The sequence below is a fragment of the Kitasatospora sp. NPDC059722 genome, from assembly GCF_042733235.1.
GTDB lineage: Bacteria > Actinomycetota > Actinomycetes > Streptomycetales > Streptomycetaceae > Kitasatospora.
Genome location: NZ_JBHWGD010000084.1, coordinates 1 through 20,659 on the forward strand (window position 1 = coordinate 1; position 20,659 = coordinate 20,659).

A 20,659-nucleotide genomic window follows, 5' to 3' on the forward strand; every position below is an offset into this window, starting at 1 on the left:
CCGACGGCCGCATCGTCGACGAACTCCACAACCCCACCGCCGACACCGTCCTGGACCGCATGCGCCGCTTCGACGCCAAGGGCCGCACCAGCTGACCTTCCGGCAACCGAACGCCCGCACCTGAACCCAGGACACCTCATGTATCGCACCGCACTGCGCAACGTGCTGGCCCACAAGGGCCGACTGCTGATGACGGCCCTGGCCGTCATGCTGGGCACCGCCTTCGTGGCGGGCACCATGGTCTTCTCCGACACCTTCGGCAAGGCCATGCGGGACAGCAACTCCAAGAGCTACTCGGACGTCTCGGTCCAGGTCGTGGACAACGCGGCCGGCTCCCGCGTCTCGGCCAAGGAGAAGAGCGAGAGCGGCTCCGCCACGCTCACCGACGCCACCGTCCAGCAGTTCGCCGCGCTGCCGGGCACCGCCGGCGCCCGTGGCGTGGTCAGCGGCTTCACCGGCGTCGCCGACCGCAACGGCAACCTGGTTGGCCAGTTCTGGGCCGCCAAGGGCGCCAACTTCACCCCGGGCCAGGACGGCGGGGACGCGCGCTACCCGATGGCCGAGGGCCGGGGGCCGGCGAACGGCAAGGAGATCGCGCTCGACCGCAAGACCGCCGACAAGGCCGGTTACAAGGTCGGCGACACCGTCCGGGTGGCCGCCAACGGGCCGGTCATCGAGGCGAAGCTCACCGGGATCTTCACCACCGCCGACCCGGTGGTGAACTCCGGCGGCACGCTCACCCTGTTCGACCGCGCCACCGCCCAGCAGCTGCTCCTGGAGCCGGGCCGCTACAGCAGCATCGTGCTCACCGCCAAGCCCGGCACCACCGAGGACGCGCTGCTCGCCCAGGTCCAGCCCACGGTGCCGGCCGGCAACCAGTTCGACGTCGAGACCGGGGCCAAGCTCAAGGCCGACGAGCAGAAGCAGATCGCCGAGGGCACCAACACCCTGCGCACCGTGCTGCTCGCGTTCGCCGGCATCTCGCTCTTCGTCGGCATCTTCATCATCGCGAACACCTTCACCATGCTGGTCGCCCAGCGCACCAAGGAACTCGCGCTGCTGCGGGCGATCGGCGCCAGCCGCAAGCAGGTCACCCGCTCCGTCCTGGTGGAGGCGCTGGCGATCGGTGTCGTCTCCGCCGTCGCCGGTCTGCTCGCGGGCGTCGGGATCGGCGCCGGGCTGCAGTCCCTCATGAGCACGCTGAACGCGGACATGCCGCAGGGCTCGCTGGTGATCAAGCCGCTCACCATCGGCGTGACCCTGCTGGTCGGTGTCCTGGTGACGGTGCTGTCGGCCCTGCTGCCGGCCATGCGCGCCTCCCGGATCGCCCCGGTGGCCGCGATGAGCAACGGCGACCAGCCGGTCAGTCAGAAGAGCCTGGTGGTCCGCAACACGATCGGCTCCCTCCTCGCCGCCGGCGGTCTCGCGCTGATCGGCTTCGGCGCCTCGACCGGCAACGACACCGGCCGGATGCCGGTCGCGATCGGCGCCTTCCTGGCCCTGATCGGCGTGTTCGTGCTGCTGCCGCTGCTCTCCCGTCCGGTCATCGCCCTGGTCGGCCCGGTGCTGCGCAAGCTGGCCGGCACCCCGGGCAAGCTGGCCCAGCAGAACGCCGTGCGCAACCCCCGCCGCACCGCCTCCACCGCCGCCGCGCTCACCATCGGCTTGACCCTGGTCACCGGCCTCACCGTGCTGGGCGCCTCGGTCACCGGCGTGATCGACCGGGCCATCACCGACTCGATGAAGGCCGACTACCTGGTCGGCACCGCCAACGGGATGGGCCTGTCCGACCAGGTGCCCGGCGAGATCGCCAAGGCCCCCGGGGTGGCGGCCTCCTCGCCGCTCACCTCCGTCTACTGGAAGCTCGACGGCACCAGCAAGGCGATCAGCGGCCTGAACGCGGACAGCTTCGACCAGCTCGCCTCGGTCAAGCTGACCAGCGGCTCCACCGCCGCCCTCGGCCAGGGCCGGCTCCTGGTGGACCAGGACGTCGCCACGAAGTTCAACGTCACCACGGGCTCGACCATGGCCGTGACCTTCCCGGACAAGTCCACCGGGCAGCTCACCGTCGGCGGCGTGTACGAGAAGGGCGGCATGCTCGGCCCGGTCGTCCTGGCCAACGGCGAGATCCTCAAGCACGAGCCGAAGGCACAGGTCACCGACGTCCTGGTCAAGGGCAAGGACGGCGCCACCGCCGCGCTCAAGCAGTCCCTCAAGGACGCCACCGGTGCCAACCCGGTGATCGAGGTCAAGTCCAAGCAGGACGTCCGGGACCGCTTCAGCCAGTCCATCACCTTCATCCTGAACCTGATGTACGGCCTGCTGGCGATGTCCGTGCTGGTCGCGGTCCTCGGCGTGATCAACACGCTGGCGATGTCGGTCTTCGAGCGCAAGCGCGAGATCGGCATGCTGCGGGCGATCGGCCTGGACCGCCGGGGCATCAAGCGGATGGTCCGTCTGGAGTCCGTGGTGATCTCGCTGTTCGGCGCCGGGATCGGCGTGCTGCTCGGCTGCTTCATCGCCTGGGCCGTCAACGGCACCCTGAAGTCCAGCCTGGCCGGGCTCACCACGGTCGTGCCGTACGGCCAGCTGGCGCTCTTCCTGCTCCTCGCCGGACTGGTCGGCCTGGTGGCCGCGATCTGGCCGGCCCGCCGGGCGTCCAAGCTGGACATCCTGGAGAGCATCAAGACCGACTGACAGTGATGATGTTCGTGGCGATGTTGCCAGCGGGTCTGACCCACCGACTGACTGACGCTTCGGCTGTCCTGTTTGCGATTTGTCGGCTCGCTGGCGGCGTCGCCATGCACGCGGCCGGACGGGTGCTTGTGACTTCATAGGAGCCTGGCCAGAGGCCCCGTCACTGTCTTGTCCACCCGCCCGACCGGCGCGTGCCGCCCTCGGCTCGGACAAGCGACAAGGACGGACATGACCAGCATGACGCACGACGGTCCGGCGATCACCGGCGGAGTCGATACCCATGGCCTGACCCACCACGCGGCGGTGATCGACCCTCTTGGCCGGCATCTCGCCGATCGGGAGTTCCCGGCCACGGTCAGCGGCTATCGGGACCTGCTGGACTGGATGCGCTCGTACGGCGCCCTGACGGCGGTCGGGGTGGAGGGCACCGGTGCCTACGGCGCCGAGCTCGCCCGAGTTCTGACCGCCGCCGGGGTCACGGTCGTCGATGTAGACCGCCCGGACCGCAGGACCCGGCGGCTGCGGGGCAAGTCCGACCCGATCGACGCCTACGCCGCTGCCACGGCGGTGGCCTCCGGGCGGGCCACGGGCGTCCCGAAGAGCCGCGACGGCCTGGTCGAGGCCGTGCGTGTGCTGCGGGTCGCCCGCCGCAGCGGCATCAAGGCCCGCACCCAGGCGATGAACCAGATCCGCAGCATGCTCGTGTCCGCCCCGGCGGTGCTGCGCGAGCAGGTCGCGGGACTGGAGCGTGTCTGCCTGATAGGCACACTCGCCCGGCTGCGGCCCGGCACGGACCTGTCCACGCCGCTGGCCGCGACCAAGGCGGCCCTGCGGCGCCTGGCCCGACGCCACCAGAGCCTGGATGAGGAGATCGCCGAGCTCGATGCCGCGATCGGCCCGCTGGTCCGACGAGCCGCACCGGAACTGATCGCACTGTTCGGCGTCGGCCCCGAGACCGCCGGCCAGCTCCTCGCATCCGCCGGGGACAACCCCGAACGGATGCGCTCCGAGGGCGCGTTCGCGCACCTTGCCGGAGTCGCGCCGATCCCTGCATCCTCCGGCCGAACCCACCGCTACCGCCTCAACCGCGGCGGTGACCGGGCTGCCAACAACGCCCTGCACACCATCGTGCTGGTCCGCATGCGCTACGACGAGCGCACCCGTGCCTACGTCGCCCGCCGCACCAAGGAAGGACTCTCGAAGAAGGACATCATCCGCTGCCTCAAGCGCTTCGTCGCACGCGAGGTCTACCGCGCGCTCACCGGCACAGCAGCCGCACGAATCACTCCAGGCGACCTCGCGCCCGCCGCTTGACGTCTATAGGAGCATCGGCCGGTCCGGGAACGCGGAAGGCCCCTGCCGGAGGGTTCGGCAGGGGCCTTCCAACTTCTGTACTCCGCCCGGTCGCACGGCCGGCTGAGCACCACGGAGGTCGTGGTCCGGCGACACTGCCGGGCGGAGGGCCTCCGACTCATACCCCGGTGCTCCCACACCGGGGTCTCAGTCGCTTACTTGCTCGCGAGTTCCTTCTCGGCGGCCGGCTTGGCGGCCTCCACGGGCTTCGTGGGCGGGGTGACCTCCTGGATGGGCAGGTACGGCTGCTCCATCTGGGACAGGCCGACCATCTCGCGCTTCAGGAAGACGGCGAGGGTCCAGTCGGTGAAGACGCGGACCTTGCGGTTGAAGGTCGGCACCATGGCGCCGTGGTACGCGCGGTGGAACCACCAGGCGAGGCGGCCCTTCAGCTTGAACTTGCCGAAGAGGATCGCGACACCCTTGTGCAGGCCCAGACCGGCGACCGCACCGAGGTTCTTGTGCTTGTACTCCTTCTGCGGGAAGCCGCGCATGCCGGAGATCACGTTGTCGCCGAGGACGACGGCCTGGCGGCAGGCGTGCTGCGCGTTCGGCGGGCACCAGGCGCCCTCGCCGGCGGCGAGGTCCGGCACCTGGGCGTTGTCGCCGGCGGACCAGACGTAGTCGAAGCCCTGGACCTGGAGGGTCGGCGCCGTGTCGACGTGGCCGCGCGGGCCCAGCGGCAGGCCGAAGTGGGCCAGCACCGGGTTCGGCTTCACGCCGGCCGTCCACACGATGGTGGAGGCGTCCATCTCCATGCCGTTCTTCAGCACGACGTGGCCGTCGACGCAGGAGTCCATGGAGGTCTCGATGTAGACCTCGATGTTGCGCTCGCCGAGCTTCTCCTTGGTCCACAGACCGAGGTCCGGGCCCATCTCGGGGAGGATGCGGTTGGCCGCCTCCACCAGGATGAAGCGCATGTCGTCGCGGCTGACGGTCTTGTAGATCTTGGCGGCGTCGCGCGCCATGTCCTCGACCTCGGCGATCGTCTCGACGCCGGCGAAGCCGCCGCCGATGACGACGAAGGTCAGGGCCTTGCGCCGGATCGCCTCGTCCGTGGTGGACTCGGCCTTGTCCAGCTGCGCCATGACGTGGTTGCGGAGGGCGATGGCCTCCTCAACCGTCTTCATGCCGATGCCGTTCTCCGCCAGACCCGGGATCGGGAAGGTGCGGGAGACCGAGCCGGTCGCGACGACGAGGTAGTCGAAGGGCAGCTCGTAGGAGTCGCCGGCCGCGGGCGCGATGGTGGCGACCTTGCGGGCGTGGTCCACAGCGGTCACGTGACCGGTGAGCACCTCCGCCTTCTTGAGGGCGCTGCGCAGGGGCGCGACGAGGTTGCGGGGCGCGACGTTGCCGCCGGCCGCCTCGGGGAGGAAGGGCAGGTACGTCATGTACGACCGCGGGTCGACGACCGTGACGGTCGCTTCGCCGTAACGCATCTTCTTGAGGATGCGCATCGCGGCATACAGGCCGACGTAACCACCGCCGACAATGAGGATGCGAGGACGCTCCGTGGTGCTCATATCCGAAAGTATCCAGCACCGTCCGGAGCAGCCTTCGTGAGCCCGGTCACAAGCGGATGGACACCCCGTGCTACACTGCGCGGCCACAAAACGGCCTCCTCGGGGACACCTCACCGCACCCGCGGGCACCCCGTGAGCACCCGGGGTCACACCACCCTGCTGAGCAGCAACGATCCGTACAGCACCCGGGTTCCCGCTTGTGATTTCGATTTTCAAACCTCAAGCGAGGCCTGACCTGCGATCCAACGGGCGACGCGCGGTGGCAGCCTTCGGTCCCACAATTCGGACGTAGCGGACGAGCGGGTGCGACGAATGACTGGATCGCCATGTGAAGAAATTCACGAACTTTTCCGCCCGCGCCCGGGCGCGCCCCGGCCCCGGCCCCCCGTTCGGGGTTCCGGAGCCGGTCGGGTAAGGCCCGCAACGGGTCAGGAGGCGATACTCCAGGCGATGCCGTCCAGGATGTCGTGCTCGCTCACGACGACCTCGGCGGCGCCGGTGCGCTCCATGATCTCCAACAACTCCAGCGCCCCGGCCGCGATCACGTCCACCCGGCCCGGGTGCATCGACGGGATCGCGGCGCGCTCGGCGTGGGTGGCGGCCAGCAGCTCGCGGGCGATCTCCGCGACCCGCTCCCGGCCGATCCGCGAGTGGTGGATCACCGCCGAGTCGTAGGCCGGCAGGTCCAGGGCGATCGCGGACACCGTGGTGACCGTCCCGGCGAGGCCCACCAGGGTGGCCGCGCCGGTCAGCGGGACGGCCTCCTCGGCCTTGTCCAGCTCGGCCCGCACGTGCGCCCTGGCCTCGGCGATCTGCTCCGCGGAGGGCAGCTCGGCGCCGCCGAAGTGCCGCTCGGTCAGCCGGACGCAGCCGATGTCCACCGAGCGCGCGGCCTGGACGTCGTCCGTGCCGAGCACGAACTCGGTCGAGCCGCCGCCGAGGTCGAACACCAGGTACGGCGCGGCGAACTGACCGCCGGTCAGCTCCTTGGTGGCGCCGACGAAGGACAGGTGCGCCTCCTCCTCGCCGCTGACCACCTCGGGCTCGACGCCGAGGATCTCGCGCACGCCCTTGACGTACTCGTCGCTGTTCTCGGCGTCCCGGGAGGCGCTGGTGGCGACGAAGCGGATGCGCTCCGGGCCGACCCCGAAGCCGTCGACGACCTCCCGGTACTCCCGGCAGGCCGCGAAGGTGCGGGCCAGCGCGTCCGGGTGCAGCCGGCCGGTGCGGTCCACGCCCTGGCCCAGCCGGTTGACGATCATCCGGCGGTCCAGGTCGGTGATCTCACCGGTCGCCGGGTCCAGGTCGGCGACCAGCAGCCGGATCGAGTTGGTGCCGCAGTCGATCGCGGCCACGCGGGTCGTGCTCACTCGGACTCCCGCGCCTCGGCCTCGTCGGCGGCACGCTTCTTCGCGGCGCGCTCGGCGGTCTTCTGCTCCTTGGCGGCGATGACGGCCTCGTGGTCCTGGTCCTTGGCCCGGTTGCGCAGGACCCGCTCGCCGGCCGCCTCGACCTCGGCCGGGGAGACGCACGGGCCCTTGGCCCACCAGTCCTCCAGCATGCCGATCGCCTCGTCACCGAGCGGGTTGACGCCCTCTCCGGCGGCCAGCGAGTGGCCGACCAGCACGTGCAGGCACTTGACCCGGTCCGGCATGCCGCCGGCGCTCGGGAAGCCCTCCAGCACCTCGATGGCGTCGCGCCGGGCGATGTAGTCCTCGTGCGCCTCCTGGTACGCGGCCGCCAGCTCCGGGTCCTCGGCCAGCCGGGCGGTCTGCTCCTTCATCACGCCGTCCGCCTCCAGGGTGCCGATCAGCGAGGCGGCCTTGGGGCAGGTCAGGTAGTAGAGCGTCGGGAACGGCGTGCCGTCGGGCAGCCGCGGGGCCGTCTCGACGACGTCCGGGTTGCCGCACGGGCAGCGGTGGGCCACGCCGCGCAGGCCGCGCGGGACCCGGCCCAGCTGGGCGGCGATGGCGGCGACGTCGGCGTCGGAGACGGCGGGGTGGTTCTCAGTGGTCATGGGGGGAGGGGTCTCCAGCGGGGGACGGTGGGAGGGGACGGGTCGACGGCGCGATGGGGGCCAGGGCCGCGGTGTCGGCGGCGTCCACCGAGTCCCAGACGCTGGAGTACCAGGGCTTGGCGGCCTTCACCGCGCCGCCGGCCGTGCCGTCGGAGGGGGCGGGCGGGGCGGCGGAGGACTGGGCGGCGCCCGCTCCGGCCGGATCCACCGCGATGTACGGGGTCTCCCCCGGCATCGCGTAGTGCAGCCGGGCACGGGCCTGCGCCTTGACGTACTCCGGGTCCTGCCAGCGGGCCTTGTCCCGGCGCAGCTGCTCGACCTGCTGCCGGGCGTGCTCGGCCTTCGCCCGCTGGGCGGAGATCTCGGCGCGCTGGGAGATGAACTGCCGCGTCGGGTAGGCGAGGATCGCCACCAGCGAGCAGAGCACCAGGACGAGGACGGTCGCCCGGCTCGTGAAGCGAGGACGGGCCGCCAAGCCCGGGATCCTCCAGCCAGCCATCTCCCGTTCCCCTCCTGGTCGCGACGGTGCCCCGCCGTCCACCCTACGGGGTGAACGGCGGGGCACCGGTCAGGCGTGCACCACCGGAGGTGTTCAGCCCTCGTGCTCGCTGTGCGTACTACTCCGCCGAGCGGCTGTGCTCATTGCTCCGCGGAGCGACCGTGCTGATTACTCCGCAGAGCGTGATTACTCCGCGGAGCGGAAGCGCGGGAAGGCGCCGCGGCCGGCGTACTCGGCGGCGTCGTCGAGGATCTCCTCGATGCGCAGCAGCTGGTTGTACTTGGCGACGCGCTCGGAGCGGGCCGGGGCGCCGGTCTTGATCTGACCGCAGTTGGTGGCGACGGCCAGGTCGGCGATGGTGACGTCCTCGGTCTCGCCGGAGCGGTGCGACATCATGCAGCGGTAGCCGTTGCGCTGGGCCAGCTCGACGGCGTCCAGGGTCTCGGTCAGCGAGCCGATCTGGTTGACCTTCACCAGCAGCGCGTTGGCGGTGCCGGTCTCGATGCCCTTGGCCAGGCGGGCCGGGTTGGTGACGAACAGGTCGTCGCCGACCAGCTGGACCTTGTCGCCCAGCTTGACGGTCATGGCCTTCCAGCCGTCCCAGTCCGACTCGTCCAGCGGGTCCTCGATGGAGACCAGCGGGTAGGCGGCGACGAGCCCGGCGTAGTACTCGATGAGCTCCGCGGCCGAGAGGGCCTTGCCCTCGAACTGGTAGGCGCCGTCCTGGTAGAACTCGGAGGCGGCGACGTCCAGGGCCAGCGCGATGTCGCGGCCGGGCACGTAGCCGGCCTTCTGGATGGCCTCGGTGATGAGGTCCAGGGCCTCGCGGTTGCTGTCCAGGTTCGGCGCGAAGCCGCCCTCGTCGCCGAGGCCGGTGGACAGGCCGCGCTCCTTCAGGACGCCCTTGAGGGTGTGGTAGACCTCGACGCCCCAGCGGACGGCCTCGGAGAAGGACTCCGCGCCGATCGGGGCGATCATGAACTCCTGGATGTCGACGTTGGAGTCCGCGTGCGAGCCGCCGTTGAGGATGTTCATCATCGGGACCGGCAGGACGTGCGCGTTCGGGCCGCCCAGGTAGCGGAACAGCGGCAGGTCGCTCGCCTCGGAGGCGGCGTGCGCGACGGCCAGCGAGACGCCCAGGATGGCGTTGGCGCCGAGCGAGGACTTGTCCGGGGTGGCGTCCAGGTCGAGCATGGCCTGGTCGATCAGGCGCTGCTCGGTGGCGTCGTAGCCGACCAGCTCCGGGCCGATCTGCTCGATGACGGCCAGGACGGCCTTCTCCACGCCCTTGCCGAAGTAGCGGTTCTTGTCACCGTCGCGGAGCTCCAGCGCCTCGAAGGCGCCGGTGGAGGCACCCGACGGGACAGCGGCACGACCGGTGCTGCCGTCGTCGAGGCCGACCTCGACCTCGACCGTGGGGTTGCCACGCGAGTCGAGGATCTCACGGGCTACGACGACATCGATGGACGGCACGAGGCATCTCCTTGCGGAAGCAGGGTCCCGCTGACCAGTGGTGCGGCCGGCGGGATGATTGCGGAGTCGTTACGACCAGAGCCTAACCGCACGTGGTCCCGGGGCCACGCCGACCTCGGTCCCGTCTCAGCGTGTGGCCGGGCTACTTACCGGTAGTTCACCTGGGCTCCCCGGGAAAAGGGGCGGAAGCGGACGAAGGGGGCCGATCCGGGGTCGGCCCCCTCCGTGGCGTGTCGCACCGGTTCCGGCCGGCGTCAGCCGAGGTGCAGCACCTGGCCGGGCAGGATCAGGTTCGGGTCGCCGCCGACGGTGCCGCGGTTGCCGTCGTAGACCGACTGCCAGCCGCCGTGCACACCCTGGGCGGACGCGATGCTCGACAGCGTGTCACCGGCGTGGACGGTGTAGTCGTGGCCGCCCTGCGGGGCGACGGCAGCGCGCGGGGCCTGCTGCTGCGGCTGGGCGTACTGCTGCTGGACCTGCTGCTGGGCGTACTGCTGCTGAGCGGCCTGCTGCTGGGCCTGGCCCGCGTACTGCTGGTAGACGCCCTGGTGGCTGGTCCAGTACCAGGTGCCGTTGTTCTGGTACCAGTACACCTTCGCGTCGGCGTCCCAGCCGGCCTTGCCGGAGAAGCCCGGGGCCTGCGGCTGCTGCTGGGCCTGCTGCGTGTGCTGCTGGTACTGCTGCTGGGCGGGCTTCTGAGCCGGCTTCGGCTGGGCCGGCTTCGCCGCGGGCTGCTGCTGCGCCGGCTGGGAGTGCTGCTGCGCGGCGGGCTTGGCGTCGGAGGTGTCGACGGCGGCGGGGGCGCCGCCCTTCGACAGGCCGGCCTTCTTCGAGCAGACCGGCCAGGCGCCCGGACCCTGCGAGGCCAGGACCTTCTCGGCCACCGCGATCTGCTGGCCCTTGGAGGCCTGGTTGGCCTGCGCCGCGTACGCGGTGCCGCCGAAGGCCTTCCAGGTGCTGGAGGTGAACTGCAGGCCGCCGTAGAAGCCGTTGCCGGTGTTGATGCCCCAGTCGCCGCCGCTCTCGCACTGGGCGACGGAGTCCCAGGCGGAGGCCGGGGCGGCGGAGGCGCCGGTGGCGGTGAGGATCGGCATCGCGAGTCCGACGCCGGCCACTCCGGCGACGGCGATGGCCTTCTCGGTCTGGGTGCGACGGCGGTGACGACCGGTTCCAACGAACAGCATGAAGGGGTCCCTCTCCGCACGCCTGCGAGGTGAGCTGTCGGGTTCGGACCGGGAGGTGGCCCGGCCGCCGTCTGCGGAAACGATTCCGCTCGGGCGGCTTCACCCCAAGCCGTGGAGGAACGGCAACAAACCTGGTTCCCCCGCCCCTGCCCAGGGTTCTGGTCGGTTTCCCGTGGCGCGGCGGGCAGGACTCGGCGTTCCGCACTCGGGGTCCGCAGCTGCGAACTCCAGGGAGAGTAGACAGATCCTCAGACCAATCACAAGCTCATATCGCAGACATCACACAGAAATTACGGCACGTGGTCGATCGCCTACCAACGGCGGCTGTTTGTCCGGATTGATGGGTGTTCATACGGCCGATCCGTACCGGTTCGCGACGTCCCGTCAGTGTGTCGGAGCGTCGGGAAGCGCGTGCGGTGAACGGCTCTCGGGACTGAATTCGACCGGAAGTTCGCGCAATCCGCGCATGATCAGGCCACCGCGCCACCGCAGGTTCTCCGGGCTTTCCGCCAGCGCGATATCGGGCAGCCGGGACAACAGCGTGGCCAGCGCCGACCGGCCTTCGAGCCTGGCCAGCGGGGCGCCGATGCAGTAGTGGATGCCGTGCCCGAAACCCAGGTGCGGGTTGTCCGCCCGGGCCAGGTCCAGGGTGTTCTCGTCCGAGAACCTGGCCGGATCCCGGTCCGCCGCCGCCAGCACCACGAGCACCGGGTCGCCGACCGGGATGTCCACCCCGCCGATGGTCAGCGGGTGGGTCGCGAACCGCCACGTCGCCAGCTCCACCGGACCGTCGTAGCGCAGGAGTTCCTCGATCCCGGTCTCCAGCAGCGCCGTCTCGCCCCGCGCCACCGACTCCTGCAGCAGGCGGCGCTGCTCCGGGTTGCGCAGCAGCGCGTACGTCCCGTTGCCGATCAGGTTGACGGTCGTCTCGAAGCCGGCGAACAGGAGGATGAACGCCATCGCGGCGGCCTCGTTCTCGGTGAGGTGCTCGCCGTGGTCGCTCGCCCGGATCAGGCCCGAGATCAGGTCGTCCCCGAGGTCCGCCCGCTTGCGGTGGATCAGCTCCAGCAGGTACGCCCGCATCCGCTTCACCGCCCGCCCCACGCCGCCGCGTTGGCCGCCCCCGTGGCGGATCATCATGCCGGCCCAGTCGCGGAAGTCGTCCTGGTCCTCGGCCGGCACGCCGAGCATGTCGCAGATCGCGTAGATGGGGAGCGGGAACGCGAACTCGTGGATGAGGTCCGCCGAACCGCGCTGCGCGAAGCCGTCGATCAGGCGGTCGGTGAGCTGCTGCACCCGCGGCTCGAACTCGGCCACCCGGCGCGGCGTGAACGCCTTCGAGACCAGGCGGCGCAGCCGGGTGTGGTCCGGCGGGTCGATGTTCAGCAGGTGCGTCATCAGGTCCGCCTGCCGCTCCCCCGGGATCCCGACCCGGCCGGTGCGGTGCGCCTGCTCGCTGTGGTGCGCCGGGTTCTTCGACAGCCGGCCGTCCGCCAGCGCCTGCCGCGCGTCCGCGTACCGCGTCACCAGCCAGGCGTCCACCCCGCTCGGCAGCGTGGTGCGGTGCACCGGGGCGTGCTCGCGCAGCCACGCGTACGCCGGGTACGGGTCGGCGGCGAACTCCCACGTGAAGAGCGGCGGGCGGGCGGCGTCGGGCTGAACTGGCATGGGACGACCGTATCCGGTGGGTCGGGGGCACCCCGCCATCTACGGTGAGTGACCGGATCGTCAACGGCCCGCGGACCGTTCCTCAACGCCCCGCGAACGGCCCGTGGACAGTGCGTGGACGGGTTTTGGACAGCTCTTGGACGGTGGGCAGGCGTGAGCCTGGTCACCTGAGGGGTAACCCCTGTTGCGGAGGGTCAGGACCTGCCTACGATCCTCGGCAGAAATCGTGGGCGTCAGTGCGGACCGCCCACAGGGAGGAGCGCACCATGCGGGTCACCGGGGCAGTCGTCGTCATCGCGGTACTCGACGGCGGGTCGGGAGCCGACCTCGCCCGCCGGTTCACCGCGGCCGGCGCCGCCGGAGTGCTGATCGCCGACCAGCGGGCCGGCGTCGCCGAGGACCTCGCCGGCGAACTCGACCGGCCCGGCTGCCCCGTCGTCGGCGTCGGCGGGGACGTCCGCCGCCCCAGCGACGTCGCCGCGCTCGTCGACACCGCCGAGAAGCACCTCGGGCCGATCGACCTGTTCTGCGTCGCCGGCCCGGACGGCGAGCGGATCATCTCCCTCGCCGACCTTCCCGACCATCTCGGCCTGGAGCGCCTCGCCGAACTCGTCGCCCTCGTCGGCGAGGCCATCGGCGAGGTCGTCCTGCCCCAGCCGCGGACCACCGTCCAGGACGCGGTGACGGCGGCCTGAGGCCCTTCCCCTTCCCCCGCGTCTACTCCGGCTTGAGGCCCTCGGCCTCGCGGACCGCGTCCCGGTAGGCGCGCGCCGCCGCGCGCAGCGCCGCGTCCACGTCCACCCCCGCGTCGTGCGCCCGCTGCGCCACGGCCAGCAGCAGCCTGCCCGCGGACTCCTCCGTGAGCTCCGCGGGCAGCTCGTACGACTCGTCCGGCACGCCCTCGAACCCGGCCCGGCGCACCCGCGACACCAGCTTCGCCGCGTACGCGAGCGACGGCAGCCCGGCCGGCACGCCGTCCAGCACCGACTCGCGGTCCGCCTTCTCGGCCGCCTTCAGCTGCTCCCAGTTCGCCTCGACCTCGGCGGCGCCCTCCGCCTCGACGTCCCCGAACACGTGCGGGTGCCGGTACATCAGCTTCTCGACCAGGTCACCGGCCACGTCGTCGATCGAGAAGGCGTCGGTCGGGTGCTCCTCGGCGATCCGCGAATGGAAGAACACCTGGAGCAGGACGTCCCCCAGCTCCTCGCGCAGCGTCTCCCGGTCCCCCTCCTCGATCGCCTCGACCAGCTCGTACGCCTCCTCGACCAGGTACTTCACCAGGCTCGCGTGCGTCTGCTCGGCGTCCCACGGGCAGCCCCCCGGCGAGCGCAGCCGGTCCATCACCGAGACCAGGTCCAGCAGGCGGGCGCCGGGCAGGTCGTACGACCCCGGCAGCACCTCGATCTCCGGCACCTCCCCCGCGTGCTCCACGGCCAGGCGCGCCAGCGCCGCGGTGAGGCCCGGGTCCCCGTCGGGGCTGCCCAGCCACACCGTGGGGGCCCGGCCGGCGGGCTCCTCGGTCAGCAGCCGCGCCAGCGCCGGCGCCGAAGCCGGCTCCACGATCTCCACGTCCACCCCGGCCTGCCGCACCGCGGCCACCTGCGGATGCCCGGCGTCCCCCGCCAGCACCCGCCCCGCCGACCGCAACGCCTCCCACGCCGGCCACGCCAGCAGCCCGGGGGCCACCCGGTGGGTGGTGGTGAGCAGGATCAACTTCGCGCCCGGAGTATTCGTCGTCACACCCCGAACCTACCCGCCCCGGCCCCCTGCCCGACCAGCAGAACCCGATCCGGACCACCGTCCCGCGGATCTCCGAGAAGCCGCCCCCGGCGTCTCGCCTCGGTACAGGGCTTCGCGTCTCACACTGGACTCGAAGGCCAGGCACACGAAGTCGAGCAGGGCGGCTCCCCACGCGCCCCACACGAGAAGTCGGCCCCGCCGACCTCCCGCACCATCGGGCCTCGCACAGCGCCGCTTCCCCGCATCCGGGGCCCTGCACAGGAAGTCGGCCCCATCGACTCCCTGCGCCACAGCCCGAAACGAGGCTCCGCACAGGAAGTCGGCCGGGCCGACATCCGGCACACCCCGCCATCCCCGGACGCGGGCCTCCACAGGAAGTCGGCACCATCGACTTCCTACAGCGCGGCCCAGTGGGCGGGGGCGATGCCGCCGGCCTCCCACGCCGAGGCGGACGCCAGGAAACGGAAACGCAGGAAGTCGGCCCCACCGACTTCCTACAGCGCGGCCCAGCAGGCGGGGGCGATGCCGCCGGCCTCCCACGCCGAGGCGAAGGCCAGGCACGGAAGCACAGGAAGTCGGCCCCAACGACTTCCTACGGCGCGGCCCAGCAGGCGGGGGCGATGCCGCCGACCTCTCACGTGGAGGTGGACGCCAGGAAACGGAAACGTACGAAGTCGGCCCCATCGACTTCCTACGACACGGCCCAGTGGGCGGGGGCGATGCCGCCGGCCTCCCACGCCGAGGCGAAGGCCAGGCACGGAAGCACAGGAAGTCGGCCCCAACGACCTCCTACGGCGCAGCCCAGCCGCCGGGGGTGATGCCGCCGGCCTCCCACGCTGAGGCGAAGGCCAGGCACGGAAGCACAGGAAGTCGGCCCCAACGACCTCCTACGGCGCAGCCCAGCCGCCGGGGGTGATGCCGCCGGCCTCTCACGCTGAGGCGAAGGCCAGGCACGGAAGCACAGGAAGTCGGCCCCAACGACTTCCTACGGCGCGGCCCAGCGTTCGGCGGGATGGGGGGTGAGGCTCAGCGGGTGGTGCGGTGGGGTTGGAGGGTGTTCAGGGAGTGGCGGAGGCGGCGGACGGCGGGGTGGTGGGGGCCCTCGCGGCGTTCGCGTTCGAAAAGGAGCTGGAGGAGCCACTGCCAGGCGTTCTCGGCGTCTCCCGCGGCGGCGAGCCTGAGGCCGATGCGTTCGCGGAGGTCGAAGGCGCGTTCCGGGTCGGGGTCGTGGGCCGCCGTCGCGAGGAGGGACTGGTACTCGGCCATCGCCTCCGCGCCCTGCCCGAGGTGGTCGAGGCAGATCGCCGCGCGGTAGCGGTGGTCGAGGGCCTGGGGCCCGAACGGGCCGCCGTCGGCGGTGGCGGCGAGGCGGCGGTACTCGGGGAGGGCCTGCGCGTGGTGTCCCTCCTGGAGGAGGGTGCGGGCGTAGATGGTGCGGATCGTCCGCACGAGCGGCGCGCCGTCGCCGAGTTCGGCCTCGGCGCGGGGCAACAGCCGGGCGGCGAGGCCGAGGACCTCGGTGTGGCGGCCAGCGTCGACGAGGTCGGAGAGCCGTCCGCACTCCGCGCCGAGGTCCGGGGCGGACGGGACGGACGGGACGGCAGGGACGAACGGGACCACCGGCGGCACCGCCGGTGGCGGCGGGGTCGCCGGCGCCTGCGGCACCGGCACCGACACCGGCACCGGCCGCTGCTGCACCGGCCCGGCGGCCGACGGCTGCGGCTGGTGCGGGAAGCGGTACGGCCGGGTGGGGTCGGGCAGCGGCGCGTACCGCGGTTGGGCGGCCGCCTCGGGCGCGGGCAGCAGCGGGAGCAACCGCCCGTACACCTGCCGGGCGTCGGCGGGACGGTCGGCGGGCTGCTTGGCGAGCAGGTCGAGGACGAGGCGTTCGAGCGGCTGCGGTACGTCCGGCCGCAGGTCGCGCAGCGGGACCGGCGGCTCGTCCACGTGGCGCCGCAGCACGCCGAGCGCGGTCGGCGCGCGGAACGGCTCCTCGCCGGCGAGCATCTCGTGCAGGAGGCAGCCGAGCGCGTAGAGGTCGCTGCGCGGGTCGGTGGTGGTGGCCAGCGCCTGCTCGGGCGCCATGTAGGACGGACTGCCGATCGGCACGCCGGTGAGGGTGAGGCGGGTGGCGCCGGGGTCGAGGGCGGTGGCGATGCCGAGGTCCAGCAGGACCGTACGGCCGTCGTGGCGGACCATCACGTTGCTGGGCTTGAGGTCCCGGTGGACCACCGGTACGGCGTGGACGGCGGCCAGCGCGGCGCACAGCTGGGCGGCGACGGCGACCGCCCGCTCGATCGGGAACGGCGCGTCCTCGGCGATGAGGTCGGCGAGGCTCACCCCGGGGACGCGCTGCATGACGAGATACAGCTCGCCCTCGTCCTCCCCCGCGTCGAAGACCGTGACCAGCCCGGGGTGGTCCAGCGCGGCCGTGACCCGGCACTCACGCAGGAAGCGGCGGCGCAGCTCGTCGCCGTGGCGGCGTTGTTCGGTGCCCGTGGGGGCGGAGGTGGGACCGGCGGCCAGGAGGTGGTCGGTGCGGAGCAGCTTGACCGCGACCGGGCGGTCCAGGCGCTCGTCGTAGCCGCCCCACACCTGGCCCATGCCGCCGTGGCCGATCTTCTCGGCGAGGCGGTAGCGGCCCGCGATCACGCGGTCGACGGTCACGACCCGCCCTCGCGGGCCTGGCGGCGCAGGAGTTCACCGAGTTCGCGCAGGTCGTCGGCGGGCGGCGGGGCCGTGTGGCCGGGCATGGTCGCGCCGTACGGGGCGGCGGGCGACGGGGCGGTGTGGCCGGGCATGGTCGCGCCGTACGGGGCGGCGGGCGACGGGGCCGTGTGGCCGGGCGTGGTCGCGCCGTACGGGGCGGCGGGCGACGGAGCGGTGTGGCCGGGCGTGGTCGCGCCGTACGGGGCGGCGGGCGGCGGAGCGGTGTGGCCGGGCGTGGTCGCGCCGTACGGGGCGGCGGGCGACGGGGCGTGGGGAACGGCGGGCGGCGGGGCATACGGGGCGGGCGCCCAGAGGGACCGGCGGTCCATCACGAGGTAGTGCAGCGTGGGGGTGAGCCAGAGGAGGGCCAGGGCGATCTCGCCGATGACGTTCGCGGCCGAGGCCTTGGTGTCGCTCGCGACGCCCGCGCAGACGACCATGGTGAGGAGCAGCAGGCAGTAGACGACGGCGCCCGCGATGTCGTACGGGCGCCTGCGGCGTATCGCCAGCACGAGGGAGGGCAGCGGGCCGAACACGCCCGCCGTCAGCAGCGGGACGAGCGCGCACAGCACCCGGACGGAGGCCGAGGGACGGCCCGGCGGCTGGGCGGCGGCACCGGGCGGGGGTCCGAACGTCCCGGGGTACTGCCCTGCCATGTGCGCTCCTGAGCTGGTGAGGACGGACGGACCGAGCACACGGTACCGCCCGGAGTCCCTCCCGGAGACAGGGTTGAGAGGGAGCGTCAGCTCGGCGCGAGGACATCCGGCGCGCAGGAAGTCGGTCGGACCGACTTCCTGCGCAGGAGCGGGCCGGGGGTCAGGGAGCCAGGGAGCCGGTGGCCAGGGCGTCGGTGGCGGCCTGGGTCAGGGTCTGGGCCAGGGAGGCGGCCTGGGTGAGGGTGGTGGCGAAGGCGGCCAGGCGGGCGAAGGCGGTGCCCTGACGCTGCTGGTCGGGCAGCGGGAGGCGGGGCAGTTCGACCCGGCGGATGTCGAGGCGGGCGGTCGTGGTGGCGTGGCTCGCGGCGCGGCGGGTGCCGGCGGTGGAACGGAGGTGGCCGGCCAGGAACTCGGCGTCGAGGGCGGCCGGGTCGGGGCGGAGCAGGTGGAGGCGGCTGCCGAGGGCGGCGCCGACGAGGGGGCCCTCGGCCGGGACGACGCGGGCGAGGCCGCCGCCGAGGGCGGGGACGAGGACGTCGCCGGGGCGGGTGCGGAGGTCTCCGGCGGGGCCGGGGGCGGCGAGCGCGGCGGTGGGCGGGTTGCCGGTGACGAGGTCCTGGTCGGTGACGACGAGCACCTCGCCCGGGCCCGGGCGGGTGGTCGCGCCGGTGCCGGAGGAGTGCACCTCCAGTGCGCCGGCGCGCACGAGTTCGCCGACGGTGACGACGCCGGCGGCGGGTTCCGCGCCGGGCGGGGGCAGGAGGGTGGCGGGATCGGCGAGGCCGGCCAGGAGTTCCGTCAACCGCCCGCCGAGGTGGGAGAGTTCGGCGGCGCCGCCGAGCGGGGCGGCGGGCGGGACGTGCCGGGCGGGTGAGAGGTCGGTCTCGTCGTCGAGCAGGTCGATCGCGGCCATCGCCCGGTGGACGCCGGGGACGTCGGCGGGCACCGGCTCGCCGTCCCGGGCGGCCCGGTCGAAGGCGCGCCAGGCGTGGACGACGGTCCGCCGCAGTCCGGGCCAGTCGACCTTGTCGCGCCCGCCCTCCACCGGGGCCGACCCGGCGTCGAGCAGCAGCACCTGGCGGAAGTCGTCCCCCGGCTTCGGCGCGCGGAGCACCCAGAGGTGCAGCGGCACCCCGTACGGCGGGGCGGCGCCGGCCGGCAGGGCGATGACGGCGCGCAGGGCGCCGGAGCGCAGGAGTTCGGCGCGGACTCGGCGCCCGGACCGGCGTCCGGCGACGGCGGGGGGCAGCAGGAGGGCGGCGAGGCCGCCGGGGCGGGTGTGCGCGAGGCAGTGCAGGACCCACGCGAGTTCGGACTCGCCGCGGGGCGGGACGAGACCGCCCGGCCACCGGGTGTCGAACTGCAACTCCTCGTGCCCCCAGTCCCGTTCGTTGTACGGCGGCTGGCAGAGCACCGCCTCGAAGGTGTCGCCGGGGTAGGCGTCGGCGCGCAGCGCGTCGCCGGGGCGCAGCGCGAGCGGGAGCGGGCCGGGTTCGGCGGCGGGGGCGTGCAGGGCGAGCCGGAGGCGGGCGAGGGCGGCGGTGACGGGGTCGGCGTCCTGGCCGTAACGGCCGGTGGTGTGCGGGTGGGCGAGCAGGACGGCGCCGAGGCCGGCGGCCGGGTCGAGCACGGTGGCGGGGACGCCGGCGACGGCGGCGAGCAGGTCGGCGGCCTCGGGCGGGGTGGGGCTGAGCTGGCGGGTGTTGGCCTCGGCGTAGCGGGCGAGCAGTTGCTCGTACACCGCGGCGGCGCCGGTGTCTGCGGCGAGGGCGGCGAGCAGGCGGGCGAGGTCGAGCTGGGTGCTGCCGAGGAGTCCGGGGAGAGCGAGGAGGTCGGCGCCGTCCGCGTCGAAGGTGTGAACGACGGTGTCGGCGACGGCCCTCGGGAGCGCCGTCGCGAGGCGCGTGTCGGGCTCGGCGGCGAGGGCGGCCCAGCGGTCGGGGTCGCGGTGCAGCAGGAGCAGGAGGGTGCCGGCCTCGACGAGCGGGGCGGCGGGGTGGCCGGCCGGGTCGCGGAGGGCGTCGACGAACTGCCAGGCGCGCTCCAGGGGCGGGAGTTCGGCGATCTTGCCCTGTGCGCGCAGCCAGGCCTCGACCTCGCCGAGGGCGAAGGTCGGGCTGGCGTCGCTGCCGCCGACCGGGCGCGGGAAGTCGGCGTGGCGGCGGCGCCAGTTGCTGACCGCGGCGCGGCCGACGCCGGCCAGCCGGGCGATCTCGACGGCGGTCACTTCGGCTCGGTCCGGCACGGGGGCTCCTCCGACGTCGCACGGGGACAGGGACTGCGGGCTGGGTGTGACCACACAGCATAGCCAGCACCTCCGATCCATGCGTTCACACGTGAACAGAGATGTTTTATGGGAAGCCGTTGACATCGTTCACAGCGAAGTGGTGTGATTTCTTCGTCGCCACCGGACAGGGGCGGCAGCCAGGAAGACCACCGATCACCGGGAGAACCGCCATGTCCGCCACCACTCGCCGCTCCGCCGCCCTCCTGCTGGGCGCCGCGCTGATCACCCTCACCGCGACCGCGTGCAACTCCACCGGCACCACCGTCTCCACCGAGGCGAAGCAGACCGCCCCGGCCGCCGCGGGCACCTCGGCCGGCGCGCCCGCCGCGCCGAGCAAGCCCGCCGACGCCCCCAAGGCGCCCGCAAAGATCGGCGACACCATCGCGCTCAAGGGCATGGACAAGGCCAACACCGCCGACGTCGTCGCGGTGAAGGTGGTCGACCCGGCCGAGAGCGCCAACGAGTACCTCAAGCCGGCCGACGGCAAGCACTACGTCGCGGTGCAGTTCCAGATCAAGGCCACCGGCGCCCAGGCGTACGGCGAGGTCCCCGCCAGCAGCGCCAAGGTCGTGGACACCCAGGGCCAGGCCTACGGCCCGAACCTGGAGGAGACCAAGGCCGGGCCGGCCTTCCAGACCCCCACCAACATCGCCCCCGGTGAGACCGGCAAGGGCTTCGTCACCTTCGAGGTCCCGGACGGCGTCAAGCTGGACAAGGTCCAGTTCGCCCTGGACAACGGCTTCGCCAACCAGGTCGGCCAGTGGAAGGTCGGCTGACCCCGACGCCAGGGTGGACGACCGCGGCGGCGGCCCCGCACGAACGCGGCCGCACCGCCGCACCAAGGCCCCCGCAC

14 protein-coding genes, 2 pseudogenes and 1 riboswitch are annotated in these 20,659 nt (G+C 72.8%); of the genes and pseudogenes, 5 read left to right on the top strand and 11 right to left on the bottom strand.

Annotation, left to right across the window (positions count from 1 at the left end):
* The 3 genes and pseudogenes from ACFV4F_RS34820 to ACFV4F_RS34830 all read left to right on the top strand — a co-directional run.
* A pseudogene (locus ACFV4F_RS34820) lies at positions 1–95 on the top strand (ABC transporter ATP-binding protein); the annotation flags it as partial.
* A 43-nt stretch (positions 96–138) separates the two neighbouring features.
* Positions 139–2,697: an ABC transporter permease gene (locus ACFV4F_RS34825; protein WP_380508673.1), complete on the top strand. Its 2,559-nt coding sequence runs from the start codon at positions 139–141 to the stop codon at positions 2,695–2,697.
* Positions 2,698–2,934: 237 nt separating this feature from the next.
* Positions 2,935–4,011 carry an IS110 family transposase gene (locus tag ACFV4F_RS34830; RefSeq protein ID WP_380508706.1) on the top strand — a complete coding sequence of 359 codons (1,077 nt, stop codon included), beginning with the start codon at positions 2,935–2,937 and terminating at the stop codon, positions 4,009–4,011.
* Between the two features lie 194 nt (positions 4,012–4,205).
* Here the strand turns inward: ACFV4F_RS34830 and ACFV4F_RS34835 are convergent, their stop codons facing one another.
* The 7 genes and pseudogenes from ACFV4F_RS34835 to ACFV4F_RS34865 all read right to left on the bottom strand — a co-directional run bounded on the left by ACFV4F_RS34835 (position 4,206) and on the right by ACFV4F_RS34865 (position 12,414).
* Complete coding sequence (locus tag ACFV4F_RS34835; RefSeq protein ID WP_359968203.1) at positions 4,206–5,573, bottom strand: NAD(P)/FAD-dependent oxidoreductase; 1,368 nt, start codon at positions 5,571–5,573, stop codon at positions 4,206–4,208.
* Between the two features lie 428 nt (positions 5,574–6,001).
* Complete coding sequence (locus ACFV4F_RS34840; RefSeq protein ID WP_380508676.1) at positions 6,002–6,943, bottom strand: exopolyphosphatase; 942 nt, start codon at positions 6,941–6,943, stop codon at positions 6,002–6,004.
* A gap of 125 nt (positions 6,944–7,068) precedes the next feature.
* Positions 7,069–7,608, bottom strand: a pseudogene (locus tag ACFV4F_RS34845) (DUF501 domain-containing protein); the annotation flags it as partial.
* Complete coding sequence (locus tag ACFV4F_RS34850; RefSeq protein WP_380446268.1) at positions 7,580–8,065, bottom strand: septum formation initiator family protein; 486 nt, start codon at positions 8,063–8,065, stop codon at positions 7,580–7,582. The gene ACFV4F_RS34850 and the pseudogene ACFV4F_RS34845, both read right to left, overlap by 29 nt.
* 210 nt (positions 8,066–8,275) lie before the next feature.
* Positions 8,276–9,562, bottom strand: coding sequence for a phosphopyruvate hydratase (eno, locus tag ACFV4F_RS34855; protein ID WP_380446267.1), 1,287 nt, complete (start codon positions 9,560–9,562; stop codon positions 8,276–8,278).
* A 254-nt stretch (positions 9,563–9,816) separates the two neighbouring features.
* A complete protein-coding gene (locus ACFV4F_RS34860; protein ID WP_380508679.1) occupies positions 9,817–10,746 on the bottom strand; it encodes a transglycosylase family protein in 930 nt (309 codons plus the stop codon).
* A gap of 5 nt (positions 10,747–10,751) precedes the next feature.
* A riboswitch (cyclic di-AMP (ydaO/yuaA leader) is annotated at positions 10,752–10,920 on the bottom strand.
* 210 nt (positions 10,921–11,130) lie between these two features.
* Positions 11,131–12,414 (bottom strand): cytochrome P450, encoded by a 1,284-nt coding sequence (locus ACFV4F_RS34865; protein ID WP_380446265.1) that lies wholly within the window; start codon positions 12,412–12,414, stop codon positions 11,131–11,133.
* 266 nt (positions 12,415–12,680) lie between these two features.
* On the opposite strand from ACFV4F_RS34865, the gene ACFV4F_RS34870 reads away from it, so the two are divergent.
* Positions 12,681–13,109 (top strand): SDR family NAD(P)-dependent oxidoreductase, encoded by a 429-nt coding sequence (locus ACFV4F_RS34870; RefSeq protein ID WP_380508682.1) that lies wholly within the window; start codon positions 12,681–12,683, stop codon positions 13,107–13,109.
* Between the two features lie 22 nt (positions 13,110–13,131).
* Here ACFV4F_RS34870 and ACFV4F_RS34875 read toward each other — a convergent pair whose 3' ends face one another.
* The 4 genes from ACFV4F_RS34875 to ACFV4F_RS34890 form a co-directional block, all read right to left on the bottom strand.
* Positions 13,132–14,154 (bottom strand): MazG family protein, encoded by a 1,023-nt coding sequence (locus ACFV4F_RS34875; protein WP_380508685.1) that lies wholly within the window; start codon positions 14,152–14,154, stop codon positions 13,132–13,134.
* A gap of 1,026 nt (positions 14,155–15,180) precedes the next feature.
* The gene (locus ACFV4F_RS34880; RefSeq protein ID WP_380508688.1) at positions 15,181–16,821 is read right to left on the bottom strand and encodes a protein kinase; all 1,641 of its coding nucleotides are present in this window, start codon (positions 16,819–16,821) and stop codon (positions 15,181–15,183) included.
* Positions 16,818–17,519, bottom strand: a complete 702-nt coding sequence (locus ACFV4F_RS34885; protein WP_380508691.1) for a hypothetical protein — start codon at positions 17,517–17,519, stop codon at positions 16,818–16,820. The genes ACFV4F_RS34880 and ACFV4F_RS34885 overlap by 4 nt, the downstream gene beginning before the upstream one ends.
* A 160-nt stretch (positions 17,520–17,679) precedes the next feature.
* Entirely contained in the window at positions 17,680–19,764 is a 2,085-nt protein-coding gene (locus ACFV4F_RS34890) for an N-6 DNA methylase (RefSeq protein WP_380508694.1), read from the bottom strand.
* A gap of 212 nt (positions 19,765–19,976) precedes the next feature.
* Between ACFV4F_RS34890 and ACFV4F_RS34895 the strand changes: the two genes are divergently transcribed.
* Positions 19,977–20,582, top strand: a complete 606-nt coding sequence (locus ACFV4F_RS34895; protein ID WP_380446259.1) for a DUF4352 domain-containing protein — start codon at positions 19,977–19,979, stop codon at positions 20,580–20,582.
* Positions 20,583–20,659: the final 77 nt, after the last annotated feature.